The 17115-nt window shown below is 68.5% G+C and carries 12 protein-coding genes; 5 read left to right on the plus strand and 7 right to left on the minus strand.

Annotation, left to right across the window (positions count from 1 at the left end):
- Window positions 1-8 precede the first annotated feature (8 nt).
- Complete coding sequence (locus tag ADL12_RS03595) at window positions 9-419, plus strand: hypothetical protein (RefSeq protein WP_159053070.1); 411 nt, start codon at window positions 9-11, stop codon at window positions 417-419.
- On the plus strand, window positions 416-898 hold the full coding sequence (locus ADL12_RS03600; protein WP_244187751.1) for a DUF1569 domain-containing protein: 483 nt from the start codon (window positions 416-418) through the stop codon (window positions 896-898). Before ADL12_RS03595 ends, ADL12_RS03600 begins: the two co-directional genes overlap by 4 nt.
- Window positions 899-1352: 454 nt before the next feature.
- On the opposite strand, the gene ADL12_RS03605 is transcribed toward ADL12_RS03600, so the two are convergent.
- From ADL12_RS03605 to ADL12_RS03625, 5 genes are all read right to left on the minus strand, one after another.
- Window positions 1353-3479: a glycoside hydrolase family 2 protein gene (locus tag ADL12_RS03605; protein ID WP_208614460.1), complete on the minus strand. Its 2127-nt coding sequence runs from the start codon at window positions 3477-3479 to the stop codon at window positions 1353-1355.
- A gap of 574 nt (window positions 3480-4053) precedes the next feature.
- Window positions 4054-6090 (minus strand): beta-galactosidase, encoded by a 2037-nt coding sequence (locus ADL12_RS03610; RefSeq protein WP_062698376.1) that lies wholly within the window; start codon window positions 6088-6090, stop codon window positions 4054-4056.
- 44 nt (window positions 6091-6134) lie between these two features.
- Window positions 6135-7022: a carbohydrate ABC transporter permease gene (locus tag ADL12_RS03615; RefSeq protein ID WP_062698379.1), complete on the minus strand. Its 888-nt coding sequence runs from the start codon at window positions 7020-7022 to the stop codon at window positions 6135-6137.
- Window positions 7019-8041, minus strand: a complete 1023-nt coding sequence (locus tag ADL12_RS03620) for a carbohydrate ABC transporter permease (protein ID WP_079051815.1) — start codon at window positions 8039-8041, stop codon at window positions 7019-7021. The genes ADL12_RS03615 and ADL12_RS03620 overlap by 4 nt, the downstream gene beginning before the upstream one ends.
- The gene (locus ADL12_RS03625) at window positions 8038-9348 is read right to left on the minus strand and encodes an ABC transporter substrate-binding protein (RefSeq protein ID WP_208614461.1); all 1311 of its coding nucleotides are present in this window, start codon (window positions 9346-9348) and stop codon (window positions 8038-8040) included. Before ADL12_RS03625 ends, ADL12_RS03620 begins: the two co-directional genes overlap by 4 nt.
- 496 nt (window positions 9349-9844) lie before the next feature.
- On the opposite strand from ADL12_RS03625, the gene ADL12_RS03630 reads away from it, so the two are divergent.
- The 3 genes from ADL12_RS03630 to ADL12_RS03640 all read left to right on the plus strand — a co-directional run bounded on the left by ADL12_RS03630 (window position 9845) and on the right by ADL12_RS03640 (window position 14529).
- Window positions 9845-10909: a LacI family DNA-binding transcriptional regulator gene (locus ADL12_RS03630; RefSeq protein WP_208614462.1), complete on the plus strand. Its 1065-nt coding sequence runs from the start codon at window positions 9845-9847 to the stop codon at window positions 10907-10909.
- Between the two features lie 223 nt (window positions 10910-11132).
- The gene (locus ADL12_RS03635; RefSeq protein ID WP_062698381.1) at window positions 11133-13190 is read left to right on the plus strand and encodes an RICIN domain-containing protein; all 2058 of its coding nucleotides are present in this window, start codon (window positions 11133-11135) and stop codon (window positions 13188-13190) included.
- 118 nt (window positions 13191-13308) lie between these two features.
- Complete coding sequence (locus ADL12_RS03640) at window positions 13309-14529, plus strand: sensor histidine kinase (RefSeq protein WP_244187752.1); 1221 nt, start codon at window positions 13309-13311, stop codon at window positions 14527-14529.
- Window positions 14530-14948: 419 nt separating this feature from the next.
- On the opposite strand, the gene ADL12_RS53695 is transcribed toward ADL12_RS03640, so the two are convergent.
- Both ADL12_RS53695 and ADL12_RS03645 read right to left on the minus strand, forming a co-directional pair.
- The gene (locus ADL12_RS53695) at window positions 14949-15179 is read right to left on the minus strand and encodes a helix-turn-helix domain-containing protein (protein WP_159053071.1); all 231 of its coding nucleotides are present in this window, start codon (window positions 15177-15179) and stop codon (window positions 14949-14951) included.
- A gap of 589 nt (window positions 15180-15768) precedes the next feature.
- On the minus strand, window positions 15769-16971 hold the full coding sequence (locus tag ADL12_RS03645) for an MFS transporter (RefSeq protein ID WP_062698385.1): 1203 nt from the start codon (window positions 16969-16971) through the stop codon (window positions 15769-15771).
- Between the last annotated feature and the right edge of the window lie 144 nt (window positions 16972-17115).

Here is a 17115-nt window from a genome sequence, read left to right on the forward strand (position 1 = left end):
CCGACCTCGTGCCATTGGCCCTGGAGGGGCCGGTCCAGTGCTTCCTCGACGCCAACGAGAGCTTCGAAATCAAGCGCGGCAACTTCAGCTGGCCGGTGATAGACACCGACCTCACCGTCACGACCTTCACCCGCGAAGGCCCGATCGGCTTCACCCTGCACACACCACACTGGAGTGCCGACTACCAGCTCACCATCGCAGACGGCCGTATCACCTTCACGTGCGACGGTCCCGAACCAACAGTCACGACGAGCCGCCAAGCCCAGCCGTTCAGCGAATACCTGAACCAGCACGGCCTACGGATCCTCTTCGAGGACGAAGCGATCCTTGTCGGTTGGTGCCGCCTTCGCTGTGAGGGGCGGGACCGAGGTCGGGGCCTTGGCCGTCGAGCATGGAGGAAACGGAATCTTGCGATATGACCTCACTCACCCTCGTCCAGCTCACTGAACGGCTCCACAAGGACCTCGGTCGCCCCGAGCGTGACCTGCTGGCGCCGGGCAGCCCCTGGAACCTGTCCCAGACGCTGCAGCACTGTGCCCAGACCGTCCGCTACTCCGTGACCGGTTACCCCGATCTCAAGCCCGCCCTGTTCCGGGCGACGGCAGGCGCTCTGGTCAAACGGGTCTTCCTGCGCCGCGGAGCGATGAAGCACCCGCTCGGTGCGGAGATCGACGGAGCGCCGCCGCTGGACCCGGGCCTGCCGTTGACCGAGGCTGCGGCCGGCTTCGCGGACGCGGTGGCCCTGTTCACCGGCCACATGGGAGAACACGCCCCCACCCCGCCTACGGACGCTGCACACACGACGAGTTCGCGCGGCTGCATGCCGTGCATCTCGCCGAACACCTCCCGGGACTGGCCCATGCCTGACACCGCGCCCGCCGGTGCTCGTTCATCGTGACGCAGGACGTGCGCGACGCCGTTCTGCGGCCGGGCGAATTTCACCTCCGCACGAAGCTGAGTGTTCCCGTCGAACGGGCCACGGCTCGCCCTGCCGTCATCATGGCCCCGACGGCAGTCCTGGTGTGCACCGGTGCGGTGGCGCCCACCGCCTCGGACTCGCCTGCCGTGCCGTCCATGACGAGGCGGGATCGGCTGGCATCGCGAGCCGCTGTGGCAGGTCGGCAGTCGCACGCGGTGGCGGCCTTGGCGGCGCATCGAAACTCCGGTCGGGGAGAACGACCTGACAGGTCACCGTGCCCACCGGAGCTTCGTCGCGTACGGCGTGTGCCAGCTGGCATCGTCACACCGCCGCCACCCGCGCACCTACGGGATCGTCGGAAATGTGGCATCACCCTGCCCCTGTAGCGCCTGTTCCGCTTGTCGGACGGGGCGTCTGTCGAGGGGCCGGGTTCTCAGCCGAGTGTCCAGTTGACGCTGTCGGTGTAGGTGGAGCCGTTGATGGTCGCGGTGACCGTCACGGTGTTCTGTCCGGGCCTCAAGGTGATGCTGGGCCACCTGAAGATGTGGTCGCTGCTGCTCAGGGTTCCCAGGGAGGTGCCGTTGAGGGTGGCGGTGACCTGGCCCGCGTTGGAGTAGACCTTCAGTTCGGTGGTGGCGTCGGTGCGCTGGGTCCAGCGGCGGCTGGTGATGTAGAGGGTGGGAGTGTCGGCCCAGTTGGCCTTGTACCAGTAGAAGGCGTCCTTGCGGGTCTGCCGGTCGCGGGTGACCAGGCCCTTGTCGTTGATTCCGGGCTGGCCTCCTTCGTTGCGGCCGTCGGAGGGGAAGTCGAACATGGCCCAGACGAACGTGCCCCAGATGTACGGACGGCTCGCAAGCTGCCTCCAGGCCGCCTCGTGGAACAGCGACTGGTACTCCTCGGGGTGCCAGGATCCGCCCGGAGCCGGCTTGGGCGGGTTGAGTACGTGCTGGGTGGTGCTGGCGCCGACGCCGTACTCCGACATGGCGATCCTGCGGGAGGGGGAGTTCGCGTGCAGGTTGTCGGCCCATGCTCCGAGGTCATTGTCCTTGGAGCCGTAGTACCAGCCGTAGTACTTGTTGAAGCCCGTCGTCTGCGTGTGCAGGCCCGCCTGCGCGTTGTCGGGGTCCTCGCCACGTACGGCGTAGGTGGAGAATCGGTCCGGGTCCTCGGCTTCGATGATGTCGGCCAGTGACGCGAGCAGCTTGTTCGCGGCGGTGCCGTTGTAGTCGAGGAGTTCGTTGCCGATGCCCCAGAAGGCGATCGAGGGGTGGTTGTAGTTCTGCCGGATCAGTTCCCGCAGTTGGTTCTGGGTGCTGGTGGTGAAGGCGGCCGAGTCGGTGACGATGTCGACCAGCGGGATCTCCGCCCACACGACCATTCCGCGTTCGTCGGCGAGGTTGTAGTCCTTCTGGTCGTGTTGGTAGTGCGCCATCCGGATGGCGTTGGCGCCGATCTCGCCGATGAGGTCGAAGTCCTGTGTGTGATCGGCGTCGGATATCGCCCATCCCTTGACGGCCCGGTCCTGGTGCAGGTTGACGCCGTGCAGGTGGAGGTGGCTGCCGTTGAGGCGGAAGCCTGTGTCGGCGTCGACGGCGAGGGAGCGAAGGCCCAGGCGTTCGGTCACCACGTCCGTGATCTTGTCCCCGCCCCCGGTGACGTCATGGATCTCGACGCTGGCGTTGTGGAGGTAGGGATCCGCCAGGCCGTTCCACAGGCGCGGGTTGTCGATGCGGAGGGTCTGCCGGATCTCCGCGCCGGTGGCCGCGGGGACGGTCTGCGCGGTGCTGCCGGCCTCCGCGACGATGGTCCCGCTCTTGTCGGCGATGACGGTGCGGACGACCACCGATCTGGTGGTGCCGCTGTCGTTCCACAGCTTCGTCGTCACGGTCACCGTGGCCGACGCCGCGGTCACGTTGCTCTGCCTCAGGTAGATTCCGGGGCCCGCGTAGTCCGTCATCCGCACGTGAAGGTCGTCGACGGCCCACAGGCTCACGTTGCGGTAGATGCCGCCCTGGAAGGTGTAGTCCGCGCCCACCGGGGCGATGTCGGTGTCGCGTGCGTTGGTCACCTTCACCGCGATCACGTTGTCCCCGCCCGGGACGAGCACGGCCGTGGCGTCGAACCTGAAGCGGGAGTACCCGCCCTTGTGCTGCCCGAGATACGTGCCGTTGACCCAGACGTCGGCGACCTGGTTGACCCCGGCGAACTGCAGGTACAGCCTCTTGCCCGCCAGTTCGGACGGCACGGTGTAGTGGCGGCGGTACCAGCCCACTCCACGGTAGTAGTTGTTGCCGCCGTCGGCACCGTCGACGGCGTTCCAGGTGTGGGGCGTGTTGACCGACGTCCATCCGGAGTCATTGAATCCGGGCGCCTGCGCGCCTGCGACGTCCGATCTGATGAATCGCCACCCGCTGTTGAGGTGGATCCACACACGGGGATCAGGTGCGGTGTACGTCGTGGCGGCGGACGCGGAACCGGCAAGCGGAATCCCGGCCAGCGAGGCCAGCACTCCCGCAGCCGCCCCGCCGAGCACCTGTCGGCGGCTGGGCAAACCTGTCATGTCAGAACTCACTTCCGTGGAGTCGGAGCAGGAAATTCCGTTGGCGCGGCGTTGTGCCTACACCCGTGGCGGGCCGGGCGGCACCCGGATCGGGCTGACAGCCCGCCTCACGTAACCGAGAGAAGTGCCTCGGTCCCACCTCGCGTCCAGCCGGCGGTTCTCCTGGATCGCGGCGCCGGAGTCGCGCGAGGTGCGGTTCTCAGACACGCTCGGCGCGCCTGCAGGCGCGGCCGTCGGTCATGTGGAAGCCGGGCGAGGTCGCGTGTGGGGAGAGGGCCCCGGCACGGCGCCACAGTCGAGCGGATCCAAGTCCGTCGCGTCGTTTCAGTCGCCGCGCACGTGGCGGCGGCACCGGCCGTAGACGGGCCACGTCCGTACCGCGCGGCGCGGCGCGGTGAGAGCGCCGCCCCGTCCTGATCTTCATGTCCCAAGCGCCTCCTGGACCACACGGCCGAACCTCGCTGACTGTCAAAGTCGTCCGGTCGGCCGCGCGGTGACGTCCCGCCCAGTCACCTCCCGAAGCGAAGGGACAGTGCCCGAGGGGAGACCGACACACGGAGCAACCTCAGATGCCTCACCCGCCACTCGGTTCGCGCGTCGCCTCGCGGACGACTGCGACGCCGCCTTCGGGGACGGTGACGGAGCCCACGACCGGTTTGCCGGTGAGGAGTTCGACCCCTTCGGCGGGGATCTCGGCGCCGTGGCCGGCGTGGTCGATCAGGAAGAGGTAGTCGGCCTCCGCGCCCCGCCGCCTCACCACCTCGACGCCGGCTGCTACGTCGTGCTCCGGGCGCACTCCGGCTTCCTCTCGGATGCGCTCCAGGACGGTGGCCAGGGTGGTGGGGTCCGGGTGGGTGGCGAGGTACCAGGCGGTGCCGCTGCCGTACGCGTGGCGGGTGATGGCCGGGACGCCGGCCAGCGGTCCCTCGGCGTACGTGGCAACGGCATCCGCTCCGGTGAGCCGGAGGCGTTCGGTCCACAGGTCGGCGGTCGCACCCTGCGGAACCTGGCCGGCCAGGCCGACCGTCTGTCCGGGCAGCAGGGGGAACAACTCGTCGCCGTGCACCCCGAGGACCTTCCGGAAGGCGCCTGGGTAACCGCCCAGGCGAACATGGCAGTTCTCGTCCACCGCACCGCTGTGGAAGCCCACGGCGAGGGTGCCGCCGTGCTCGACGAACGCCGCCAGGTTGGTCGCGCCCGCGTCGTCGACCAGGTACAGGCTGGGGGCGAGGACGAGCCGGTAGCGGTCGAGGTCCGGGCTGTCGGGGCGTATGAAGTCGACCGCCACGCCGGCCTTCCACAGCGGTGTGTACCAGTCCCTCACCAGGTCCTGGAAGCGCAGTTCGCTGCTGGGCTGGGAGGGCAGTTCCATGGCCCAGCGGGCGTTCCAGTCCCAGACGATGGCGACCTTGGCGGGGCTGGTGCTGCCGCCCACTTCGGCGAGGGCCCGCAGATCGGCGCCGAGCTGCATGACGTCCTGCCAGATCTGGCTGTCGGTGCCCGCGTGCGGCAGCATCGCCGAGTGCCACTGCTCGGCGCCCGCCTTCGCGGCGCGCCACTGGAAGTAGGCGATGCCGTCGGCGCCGTGCGCGACGTGGGCGAGCGCGTTGCGGCGCATCTCGCCGGGCGTCTTGGCCCGGTTGACGGGCTGCCAGTTGATGGCTCCCGTGGAGTGTTCCATCAGCAGCCAGGGCCGCCCGCCGGCCAGGGAGCGGACCAGGTCGCCGCAGAGCGCGATGTCGGTCTCCGACTCCGGGTCGGTGGCGAGCAGGTAGTGGTCGTTGGAGACGATGTCCAGCTCGGGGGCCCAGCGCCAGTAGTCCATGGCGTCGAAGTTGTGCATCACCATGAAGTTGGTGGTGGCGGGGATGTGAGGGGCGGCTCTGCGGAGCACGTCGCGTTCGGCGGTGAACAGCGACAGCAGTTCGTCCGAGCAGAAGCGGCGCCAGTCCAGCCGGTGGGTCGGGTTGGGGTCGGCGCCGGTGGCGCGGGGCGGGAGGATCTCCTCCCAGTCGTAGTACCACTGGCTCCAGAAGGTGGTGCCCCAGGCGTGGTTGAGCGCGTTCAGGTCGTTGCCGTACTTCGCCTTCAGCCAGGTGCGGAAGGCGGCCGCACTGGTGTCGCAGAAGCATTCGGCGTTGTGGCAGCCGTATTCGTTGTGGACGTGCCACATCGCGACGGCCGGGTGGTCGGCGTACCGCTCGGCCAGCGCACCCGCGATACGCAGCGCCGCTGTGCGGTAGGCCCGGCTGGAGGGGCAGAACGTTTGGCGGCTGCCGTACGACAGCGTGCGGCCGTCGCGGTCGATCGGCAGTGCCTCCGGGTGGGCCCGGAAGAACCAGGCGGGCGGGCAGGCCGTCGGGGTGGCGAGGTCTGCGGCGATGCCGTTCTCGTGGAGGAGGTCGAGGATCCTGTCCATGCGGGAGAAGTCGTAGACGCCCTCGGACGGCTCCAGCAGGGCCCAGGAGAAGATGCCGACGCTGACCATGGTCACCCCGGCCTCGCCCATCAGGGCCATGTCCTCGGCCCACACCTCCTCGGGCCACTGCTCGGGGTTGTAGTCGCCGCCGTAGGCGATTCCGGCCAGGCGGAGACGGCGTTCGGTGGTCACTGGTGGTACTCCGGAAAGTGTGGGGAACGAGTGGGAGGCGTGCTTCAGCCCTTGTTGGCGCCCAGCGTGAGGCCGCTGACGAACTGCCGCTGGAGCACGAAGTAGACGATCAGGGTGGGGATAGCGGTGAGCAGGGCGCCGGCGGCGATCAGGTTGGGGTCGGTGAAGTACTGGCCGGAGAGGTTGTTCAGTGCCGAGGTGATCGGCATGTTCTCGCCGGTGGAGATCAGAACGATGGCCCAGAAGAAGTCGTTGTAGATCCAGATGGACAGCAACGTCGCCAGGGCGGCCATCGCCGGCTTGCACAGGGGCAGCACGATCTGCCAGTACAGGCGCCACACGGAGGCGCCGTCGACGAGGGCGGCCTCGGTCAGCTCGTGCGGCAGCGAGCGCATGTAGTTGGCAAGCACGAAGGCGCAGAAGCCCGACTGGAACGCCACGTGGATCAGGACCAGGCCCAGCGCGGAGTCGTACAGCTTGCCGCTCATGGTGATGCCGGGCAGGTCGATGAGCAGGTACAGCCGGTACAACGGGGTGATGATGACCTGCTGCGGGAGCAGGTTGCCGGCCGTGAACACCAGGAGCAGGAAGAGGTTGACCCGGAAGTCGAAGCGGCTGACATAGAAGGCCACACACGACGACAGGAACAGCGTCAGCAGCACCGCCGGGATCGCCACCAGCAGCGTGTTCCCGAAGTAGTGCAGCATGTCCGACTGCTGGAAGGCGTTGGTGAAGTTGTCGAGGCTCAGCTTGTCGGGCCAGGACACGTAGCCCTTGGTGCTGGTCTCGGCGTACGGCCGCATCGCCGCGTACATCGCCCACAGCAGGGGCGCGAGCCAGGCCAGCGCGGCACCAGCGAGGAAGACGTGCAGCAGGATCCGGGCGGGGCGGACGGGGGTGCGCTGCTTTCCGAGCGCGCTCACGGTGCTCATGCGCGCCGCTCCTTCCGGAAGGTCGCGATCAGATACGGGATGATCACGGCAAGCGAGATCACCAGCAGGACCACGGCGATCGCCGAGCCGTAACCGATCCGGCTGGACTCACCGATGATGTTGTTGGTGACCAGGATCGACAGCAACTCGGTGCCCTCGGCGCCCTTGTTGAAGACGAAGACCAGGTCGAAGGCGCGCAGCGCCTCGATGATCGTCACGACCAGGACGATGGTGTTGGTGAGGCGCAGGGTGGGGAAGATGACGTTCCTGAACGTCTGCCACTCGTTGGCGCCGTCCAGCGAGGACGCCTCCCGCAGGGCCGGGTCGACGCCCTTCAGACCCGCCAGGTAGAGGATCATCATGTATCCGGTGTGCCGCCAGGAAGCGGCGATGAGGACGGACCACAGGTTGAGGTCCGGGTCGCCGATCCAGTCGATGTAGTGGCCGGGCTCGTTCGCACCGATCAGGTTGTTGATCAGGCCGGTGTCCGGGTTGTAGACGAGCTGCCAGACGAACCCGATGACCGCCATCGACAGCACGACGGGCAGGAAGAACGCGGTCTGGTACACCTTGCTGAACCGGATCTTCTTGTCCAGCTGCACGGCCAGGAACAGGCCCAGCGGCGTCGGGATCAGGATGAGCACGACGAACCAGACGACGTTGTGCTCGACTGCCGGCCAGAACTGCGGGTTGTTGGTGAACAGCTCCTTGAAGTTGTCCAGGCCGACCCACTTGATGGAGTCGAAGCCGATGCCGTCCCAGGTGGTGAAGGCCAGCGCGATCGAGGCGAGAGCCGTGAGCCAGACGAGCATGACGTGCAGGATCGTCGGCACACCGGCCATCAGGCCGAGCGTGGTGCGGTCCCGTCGGGTGAGCAGCCGTCGGTGGCCCAAGGGGGCCCGTAGCCGCTTGGCCTGATTCTTGGTCACATGCTTCGGGTTGTCCGGGGGCGGCACTGCGGCCGTCCCCGGGGTGCTGGTGGTGCCGGTCCCGGTACCGGTGTTCGTGGTGGCGGTCATGCGGACGCGAAGATCGTCTTCTTCTGGCGCTCGATCGACGTCAGCAGGCTGTCGACACCCTTGGGGTCACGGATGAACTTCTGCAGGGCCGGCTGCATCACCGTGGAGGTGAAGTCCGGGCGGCTGTCGCGATCCATGAACTGGGTGAGGTGCTTGGCGCCTGCGATCGTCGCGTACGCCTTCTTCTGCAGCGCGGTGTACGAGGAGGTGTCGGCCTTGTTGGACGCCGCGACCAGGCTCGGGTCGGACTTCAGGTAGATCTGCTCGGCCTCCGGGGTGCCCAGGAACTCCAGGAGCTTGAGCGCTCCGGCCTTGTTCTTCGGGGCCTTGGAGAGCATGAAGCCGTCGGTCGGCGCCTCGACGGTGTCCTGCCCGTACGCGGAGTTGATCTCCGGGAAGGGGAAGAAGTCGAGGTCGTCCAGGTCGGCCTTGTTCGTGAACTGCTGCGCCACGAAGCTGCCGAACAGGTACATGCCCGCCTTCTTCGAGATCAGCGTCTGGGCCGCGTCCTGCCATGTGCGGCCGACCGCGCCCTCCTGGTGGTAGGGAAGGATCTCGGCCCAGTGGTCGAAGGCGGTGCGGACCTTGGCATCCGTCCAGGACGCCTTGCCGGCCATCAGCTCGACGTGGAAGTCGTAGCCGTTGGTACGGAAGTTGATCTGGTCGAAGGTGCCGAGCGCGGGCCAGGCGTCTTTGTCGCCGAAGGCGAACGGAACCAGGCCGTCCTTCTTCATCTGCTTGCACAGCGCGACGAGTTGGTCCCAGGTGGTGGGGACCTCGTAGCCGTACTTCTTGAAGACGCTCTTGCGGTAGAAGACGCCCCAGAGGGACGTGGAGATCGGCACGAAGTAGTACTTGCCGTCCTCGCCCTTGCTGAGCGCCTTCATCGCCTCGGGGAAGTTGCCGCCGATCTTCTGCCATACGTCGTCGATCGGGGAGGCCAGGCCCTTGGCCGCGAAGAACTGCATGCGGTAGCCGGCGAACCAGTTGAACACGTCGTCCGGGGTGCCCTGGAGGTAGGAGTTGATCTGCTCCTGGAAGGTGTTGTGGTCCTTGGTGTTCACGTCGACCGTGAGCCCGGACTGCTTCGTGAACGCCGCGTAGATCTCGGCGAACGCCTTCTTCGGCACCGCGTCCGACGCGTTCGACCCGAGGCTGACCGTCTTCGGGTCCGCAGCCGTGCCGCTGCCGCCGCAGGCGCTGAGCAGCGGTATGCCGGCGCCGAGGACGGCTGCGCCACCAATACCGCGCAGGACGGAGCGGCGGCTGGCAGCAGGCATGGGCCGGCCGAGGGAGAAAGAGTGCATTTCGGCTCCTGACAGGGCGGTCGTGCCCGGGCGGCACGTCGACCCAAGGGGGTGTGACGGGGAAGCGGCCGTCAACGCGACCAAGACTCAACACGATCGAACAAATACGACCGGCAGCTGCGAGGAAGACTGAACGCTCCGGGGAGCTGCTGTCAAGCCCCCTTCGACCGGAGCGCAGGGCCGACCGCACACGTCGAAAAGTCAGGCACCTTGCAGCCCGACGGGAACGACGGCCGTCTTCCGTGAGCGGACTTGAGAGTACAAATCCACCACTTGACCAGCACATATACCCGGCGAAGGCAACTCCGTCGCGGCGGCTACGACACCCCTCGCCGACCGGTGGCCCTCCATCGAATCCGCTGCCGTCCATCGGAATCGATACTGCGGGGACCCTTGACGAACAGCTGTCGGCTCCGTAGACATGACCACGCGGTCAGACCGCGTGGTCATACAGTTGACCTCATTCGATGCAGACGCACGGCCGTCGGGAGACTTCATGGCAGCAGTGGTGGGGCAGAGCGAGGGCTCCTCTGCGCCGCGCAGCGCGGACGTGGCCCGCCTGGCCGGGGTGTCGCGCAAGACGGTCTCCCGGGTCCTCAACAACGAGCCGTATGTCTCCGAGGAGGCCCGCACAAGAGTCCTCGCAGCCGCTGAGGAACTCGGCTACCGGCTGAACCAGGCGGCCAGGACACTGGCCTCCGGGCGTACCGGATCCATCGGCGTGGTCGCCCTGGGCACCGCCGGATACGGGACCGCTTCACTGCTCGTGCACATCGAGCGGGCCGTGCGCGACGCGGGCTACGCGCTCCGCGTGGTCAACACGCCGGACGGCGACCCGGCGGGGATCGCGGGCGCCGTGGAGTCCCTGCTCGAGCAGGGGGTGGACGGCGTCGTCGTCTCCGAACCCATCGTGGAGGGAGAGGTCGGCGTCCGCGTCGACGTCCCCGTCCTCTTCCTGGGAGCACCGCCGGCCTTCACCGCCGCCCGCACCCTGACCATGAGTGTGGGCGCCCACGCACTGGCTCGGGCTGCCACCGAGCACCTGCTGGATCTGGGGCACGCGACCGTTCATCACCTCGCCGGCCCGCGGCGGTGGTACGCCGCCAAGGACCGCATCGAGGGATGGCGGGCGGCGCTCGCGGCCCGGGGCGCGCACGAGCCGCCGCTGCTCAACGGTGACTGGTCGGCGGCCTCCGGCCATGCCGTGGGCCGGGCGCTGGCGTCGGACAGGTCCGTGACCGCTGTCTTCGCGGCGGGCGACGAGATGGCCATCGGGCTCATCCACGCCCTGCGGGAAGCCGGGCGCCGCGTACCTGAGGACATCAGTGTCGTCGGCTTCGACGGCAACCCGGTCTTCGCCTACGTCTCTCCTCCCCTGACCACCGTGCGCCAGCCCTTCGAGGCCGCGGCCCGAGAGGGCATCCGCCTTCTCGTGCACGCGATCGAGAAGCCCGACACCGACCTGCCGCAGGCGAGCGACCCACCGGTCGAACTCGTCGTCCGCGGGTCGACCGCGCCTCCGCCATCGCACCCCGACAAGACGGGCCGGCGCACCACCTGAGAGCACCCCGGCAGCAGGGAACACACCCCGCCCCGGCACAGCTCTGCCACTCGCACCGCCGTCTCACCCGAGAGGCGGATCGGTACGACTCCCGTGCCGCACGACGCCGCAGTTCCCCGTACGCGGTGGACGCGCACTCCGGGCTCGCCGCTTCCTACCCGGTTTCGTCCCGGGGCGGCAGGCACCGGACCCTCCTATCCCTCCCCTGTCCTGAGAGCCGCACATGTCCCCTGCACTGTTGGGCGCCAGACCCGGCGCCGCTCAGCGTTCCCGCCCCACCACCCTGCTGTTCCTGTTCCTGGCGTTGATCGTCGCCGCGGCGACGCTGGTCCTGCCCGGAGCGGGAAGGGCGGACGCCCTCTCCCGCCCCGCGCAGACCCTGTACACCCCGCCGTCCGACGCGCTCTCCCCCGGAAGCTACTACCCGCGGGCGATGCGCCTGCAGCACAACGGCTCGGCCAACGGCACCTTGCTCGCCACGTTCGAGCAGTACCGCGAGGACATGCCCGTCTTCCCGATCTACCGCAGCACCGACAACGGCACCTCCTGGACGAAGATCTCCGAGGTCGCCGACACCCAGAACGGCTGGGGCATGCGCTGGCAGCCCGAACTGTTCGAACTGCCCAGGGCCATGGGTGACTTCCCCGCCGGAACCATCCTCGCCGCCGGTGACTCGGTGCCGTACGACCGGGGCGGCAGCAAGATCGACCTGTACGCCAGCACCGACCGCGGCCAGAGCTGGACCTTCGTCACCAACATCGCGACCGGCGGTAAAGCCACGGATGTGAACGGCAATACCCCTGTGTGGGAACCGTTCTTCCTGGTCTCCGGCGACAGGCTCATCGTCTACTACTCCGACCAGCGCGACACCGACCACGGGCAGAAGATCGTCCACCAGGTCTCGACGGACGTCCGTAACTGGGGCCCGGTCGTGGACGACGTGGCGATGCCCACCTACAGCCAGCGCCCCGGTATGCCGACCGTCGCCAGGATGCCCAACGGGAAATACATCATGACGTACGAGTTCGGCGGTTCTGCCGCGGGCAACTTCGCCGTCCACTACAAGATCTCCTCCGACCCGGAGGCGTTCGACTCCGTCACCGGCATCCCGCTGCGCACCACCGACGGCCTGGTCCCCCAGGGCACGCCCTACATCACCTGGCTGCCCACCGGCGGCCCCAACGGCACCCTCGTCACCACCGCCCACAGCAGCGACGACCTGTTCGTCAACACACAGAACGGCGCCGCGGACACCTGGACGCGGATGCCCTCCAACGTCGGTGGCGGCTACAGCCGCGGTCTGCTTCCGCTGGCCGACGGCCACAGCCTGATGGTGTTCAGCGCGGGCTTCGGCGGCGACAACCGCCGCAACCCGGTCACCTACAGCACGGTCGACTTCGGCGGGAGCATCTCCGACGGCGCCACCTACACCATGACCAACGCGAACAGCGCCCTGAACCTCACCATCGCCGGCGGCTCCACCACCAACGGCACCACCGCCACCCAGCAGAACCCCACCACCTCCACCAACCAGCAGTGGCGCTTCGAGCAGCAGTCCTCGGGCTACTTCAAGATCTTCAACGTCGCCAGTGGCAAGGTCCTCGGCGTCCAGAACCAGTCCACCGCCGACGGCGCCACCGTCCTGCAGTGGGATGACAACGGCACCCTCGACCACGAATGGGCCGTCGCCCCCCACCCCGCCGGCGGGTACAGCATCACGAACCGCATCAGTGGCAAGTTCCTCGAGATACCCAGCGCCTCCACCACCGTCGGCACCACCGCCGTGCAGTGGAGCGGCACCACCTGCGCCTGCCAGCGCTGGAACCTCACTCAGACTGCCCTGCCGCCCCTGGGCACCGGCCGATACGTCCTGGTGAACAAGAACAGTGGCAAGTACCTCGACATCCCGAACGGCTCCACCACCGCGGGCACCGCCGTCGGCCAGTGGCAGAACACGGCCTGCACCTGCCAGCTCTTCACCTTCCAGTCCGCGGGCAGCGGCGCCTGGAACATCACGAACGTCAAGAGCAACCTCAACCTCGACATCCAGGGCTCCTCCACCACAGCGGGAGCGGCCGTCGTCCAGAACACCGCCTCCAGCGCCGACTCCCAGAAGTGGACCCTCACCGACGCGGGCGGCGGCTACTACAAACTCCGGAACGTGAACAGCACCCTCGTCGCCGGCGTCGCCCAGTCCTCCACCGCCAACGGGGCAGCCGTCGTCCAGTGGGGCAGCGCCGGCCTCGACGACCAGCTCTGGAAGATCGTCCGCGTCAACTGACAGCTCCCACCTCCGATGACCAGGCGCAGGCACCGCCGACGAAGCGGTTCCTGCGCCTGACGTCTGCCCTGGTCGACCGGCCGGGGCGAGCCTGACGTCTCCCCCTACCGTTACCGACGTGAACCTCCTGCCTGCGACAGACGACTTCACCACGACACGGACCCGTCGGCAGGGCTGCCTGCGCGCGACAGGCATCACCATGCTGCTCCTGCTGGCCGTTGCGGACGTGTTCATCGCCGTCGTCAACGGCAAGACGCTCTGGGCGGTACTCCTGCTCCTGTCGCTCGGCCTCGCGGCCGTCCTCTGGCCCTCCGCCCGGCAGCCCGTGTGGCTCACCCCGCAACTGCGGACCATCGTTCCCGCAGGCGTTTCCGTGGCGTTGACCGCCGTGGCCGCGACGACGGAGCGCATGCGGACACTCGGCCCCGGTGAGGTGGCGGTCCTGCTCTGTCTGTTGTTGATCGCCGTCCGCACCTGCCCACCGCGGTGGGCATGGCTGTGCGCCGTCCTCGCAGGCGGGGCGACGATCGCGGCGCCACTGCGCTTCCACGATGTCATCGCCACGGAGGACGCGCTGCTGTTCATGCTGCCGGCAGCGCTGCTGACCGGCGTTTTCGCCGGCCTCGGCGGATACCTGCGCTCCCTGGACCACAGACGCGGCGTCGCGGTCGCCGAGACCCGCCGCGCGGAACGCCTCGCCATGGCTGCCGACCTGCACGACTTCGTCGCCCACCACGTCACCGGCATCCTGGTCCAGACCCAGATGGCCCGCATGATGGCCGCCACCGAACCCGGCCGCCTGGACCCGGTCCTGGCGGGAATCGAGCACGCCGCGACCCAAGCGCTCGACTCCATGCGCGTGACCGTCGGCATCCTGCGCGGCGGCCCGGAGGAAACGGCCCGGCTCAAGCCGGGCGAGAGCCGCCTGGTAGGGGACCTGACAGCCCTTGCGGAACTGGTCGAGGGATTCGGCGGTCCGACCGGTCCGAAGGCCGAACTGCACCGCGACGCCTCAGTGTCCCGGAACCTGCCCCACGAGGTGCAGGCCGCCGCCTACCGCGTCGTCCAGGAAGCCCTCACGAACGTACGCCGCCACGCCGCCGACGCCACCGAAGTCACCGTCGCCCTCGCTCACGCCGACAACACCTTGCACGTGACGGTGCGCGACAACGGTCGCGGGGGCACCCCGATGCCGTACGCCGCCCGCGGCGGAGGCTTCGGCATCGTCGGCCTCACCGAACGTGTCACCGCCCTCGGCGGCACACTGCACACCGGCCCACGCAAGGACCATGGCTGGGAGGTCGTGGCCCTCCTCCCCGCCGTGAGACCAGCGGATTGACCCGAGGGCGGTCGTTCGATGCCTCCGGTGCGTCGATCGGGCTTGCCGCACCGATCGGCAGTGCGCCGGACGGCACCGGCCGGCCCTGCCTCCGTCAACCGACAGCACCCCGTGCCCGCACCGAACAGGTGTTCCGCACGGGCACGGGGTCAGCGGCCGAGCAGGCACTCGATCCGCTTGTTCTCGGCGGACTCTCCCAGCGTGTCCGCGGTTGGTCAGAGCCGGTGTTCGCGTGCACACCGGAGCGTCCTGCTCCGCGCATCTGTCGCCGTACGACACGGTGCCTGCCTGGTACACGCCCTTGCGGCCCCGCAGCTTGCGGAAGAGGCGGCCCACCGCTGTCAGCCTGGCAGGACCCCGCCCCGGCGTGCGATATCAGGCCACCCCATTGCTGTGGGCTCCGGCGGGGTGCGGAGTCGTCAATTCCCCGGCTCGGCCTGTCCGTTCTCGACGAGGCCGGCCCGGCTCGCGATGAGGGCCGCCTCCACCCGCGTGCGGACGTCGAGTTTGGCCAGCAGTTTCTGCACGTGCGTCTTCACGGTGCTCAGCAGGGTTCCGATGATGGCGATGCCGCGCAGCACGTCCAACGACCGCACACGCCGACTCGCGGCCTCCGCTGCCGGTTCTTCCGGCTTGATCTTCTCTGACACCCGGCGAGGCTATGGCGGCGGTGATCGCCGGCACGTCAGACCGGCGAAGGGCACCGTCTCATCACTTCGACGGAGACGCGGCCATCAGGAGGGACGACACCACTTGGCGCCGCTCGGGAACTTGGTCCGGGGCTCGGGCTGGGCCTGAGCGGGGGCTTGAGCGCCGTCAGAAGGTGCCGACTTTCCGGAGGGCGTCATTGCCAACTCGGCTCCTGGGAGGGCCCTGTTGTCGGGTCGTCCCCGCGCCCGCACGCTGACGCGGGAAGACCGACCGCCTCGCGTGTGCCGGCAGGCACGTGCCTGCCCCACTGGCCTTCGTGACGTTGCCCAGGCCGCCTCGACGGGAAGGCCAGGCAGGGCCGGCTTGACCGGTGGGACACGTTTCCGGCTCTGCCCGCCTCCGTACGTCGTTGCCGAGCCTCGTCGTGGCGGCTCGCTGCACGACACGCGTCGGGGACGGGCACAGACTGCCATGCCCGTCCCGGCAGTAATGGCGGAAGTCTCGGCAGATGGGCCATCACGACAGCGCGTGTGACCGCGGTCTACCCGAACGCTCTGCTTCGGACGGGCCGTTCCCACCGAGGGAGAGTCACCGCTGCGGGATGCGCTCGGCCGCACCATCACGCCGGGGCTCGACCGCCGGGGCGAGGAAGGCCGCGAGGACGACGAACGCGAGGACCACCAGCATCGCGGCACGCAGTCCGATGTGCTCACCCAGGAAGCCCAGCCCCGGTGGTCCGACGAGGAACGCGACGTAACCGATGGTCGCGACGAGGCTGACCCGAGCCGCCTCGTCGGAGCCCGACTCCCCCGCGGCGGAGAGCGCGAGGGGAAAACCGAGTGAGGCACCCAGCCCCCACAGCAGCACGGAGACACCGGCCACCACCGCGTTGTCCGAGGCGATCACGAGGAGCAGACCCAGTGCTCCTGCGACGGCGCTGACGCGCATGACCGGGGCACGGCCGAAGCGACTCAGGAAGAAGGATGCCGCGAACCGCCCCAGGGTCATCGCGGCCGCGAAACCCGCGTAAACGAGTGAGCCCAGAGTGGCGTCCATGCCGTGTCCGTCGACCATGAGCAGCGGCAGCCAGTCGTTCGCCGCCCCCTCGGCCAGCGCCATGGCCAGCACGATTCCACCGATGAGGACGAGCTTCCCGTCCCTCCACACCGCCGGGCGGGATCCGGGGCCATGCGTCTTCGCCGACTCGTCGACGGTGGCGCGGCCGGTACCCGCCGGAACGGCGCGCGGCGAGTGGAAGAAGATCGCGACAGCAAGAGCAGTGACCGCCGCGAGGTGCCAGTGGACCGGTACGTCGGCTGCCGTCGCGCCCATGCCCGCGCCGGCTCCGAGGACCGTGCCCAGGCTGAAGCATCCGTGCAGGGCAGGCATGGTCGTCACGCCGGATGTCCGCTCGACGTCCGTGGCATCGATGTTCGCAGCCACATCGCTCGCGCCCATACCGACGCCGAAGGCGCACAGTCCGGCCGTCACCATCGATATGGACATCATGAGGCTGCCCGCGCAGATCGTTGCCATCCCCAGGATGAGCAACGCCGTGGCCCAGAAGATCACGGGTCGCGTCCCGGATCGGGAAACCAGCCGACCGGAGGCGAGGATTCCCAGCATCGAGCCCAGCGACAGCCCGAACAGGACCAGGCCCATCTGCGCCGTGGAGACATCCAGCGCATCCCGGATCGCGGGGGTGCGCGTCACCCACGAGGACATCGCGATACCGGCGAGCAGGAAGAGCAGAAACAACGCCTGACGACGCCTGCGCACGGCCTGGTCCATGAAATTGCTTCTCCTGTGGCGGGAGGCGGCAGCCCAAAGGTCGGGCATCGGCTCCCGCTCGGCCTGGGCCAACGTACACGCCAGGCCACCGCTGCGAGTAAGCGCTTACGACTGGTGGTCGCGATCTCCTGCGGCACCAGCATG

This window comes from Streptomyces regalis (assembly GCF_001509475.1).
GTDB classification, from domain to species: Bacteria; Actinomycetota; Actinomycetes; order Streptomycetales; family Streptomycetaceae; genus Streptomyces; species Streptomyces regalis.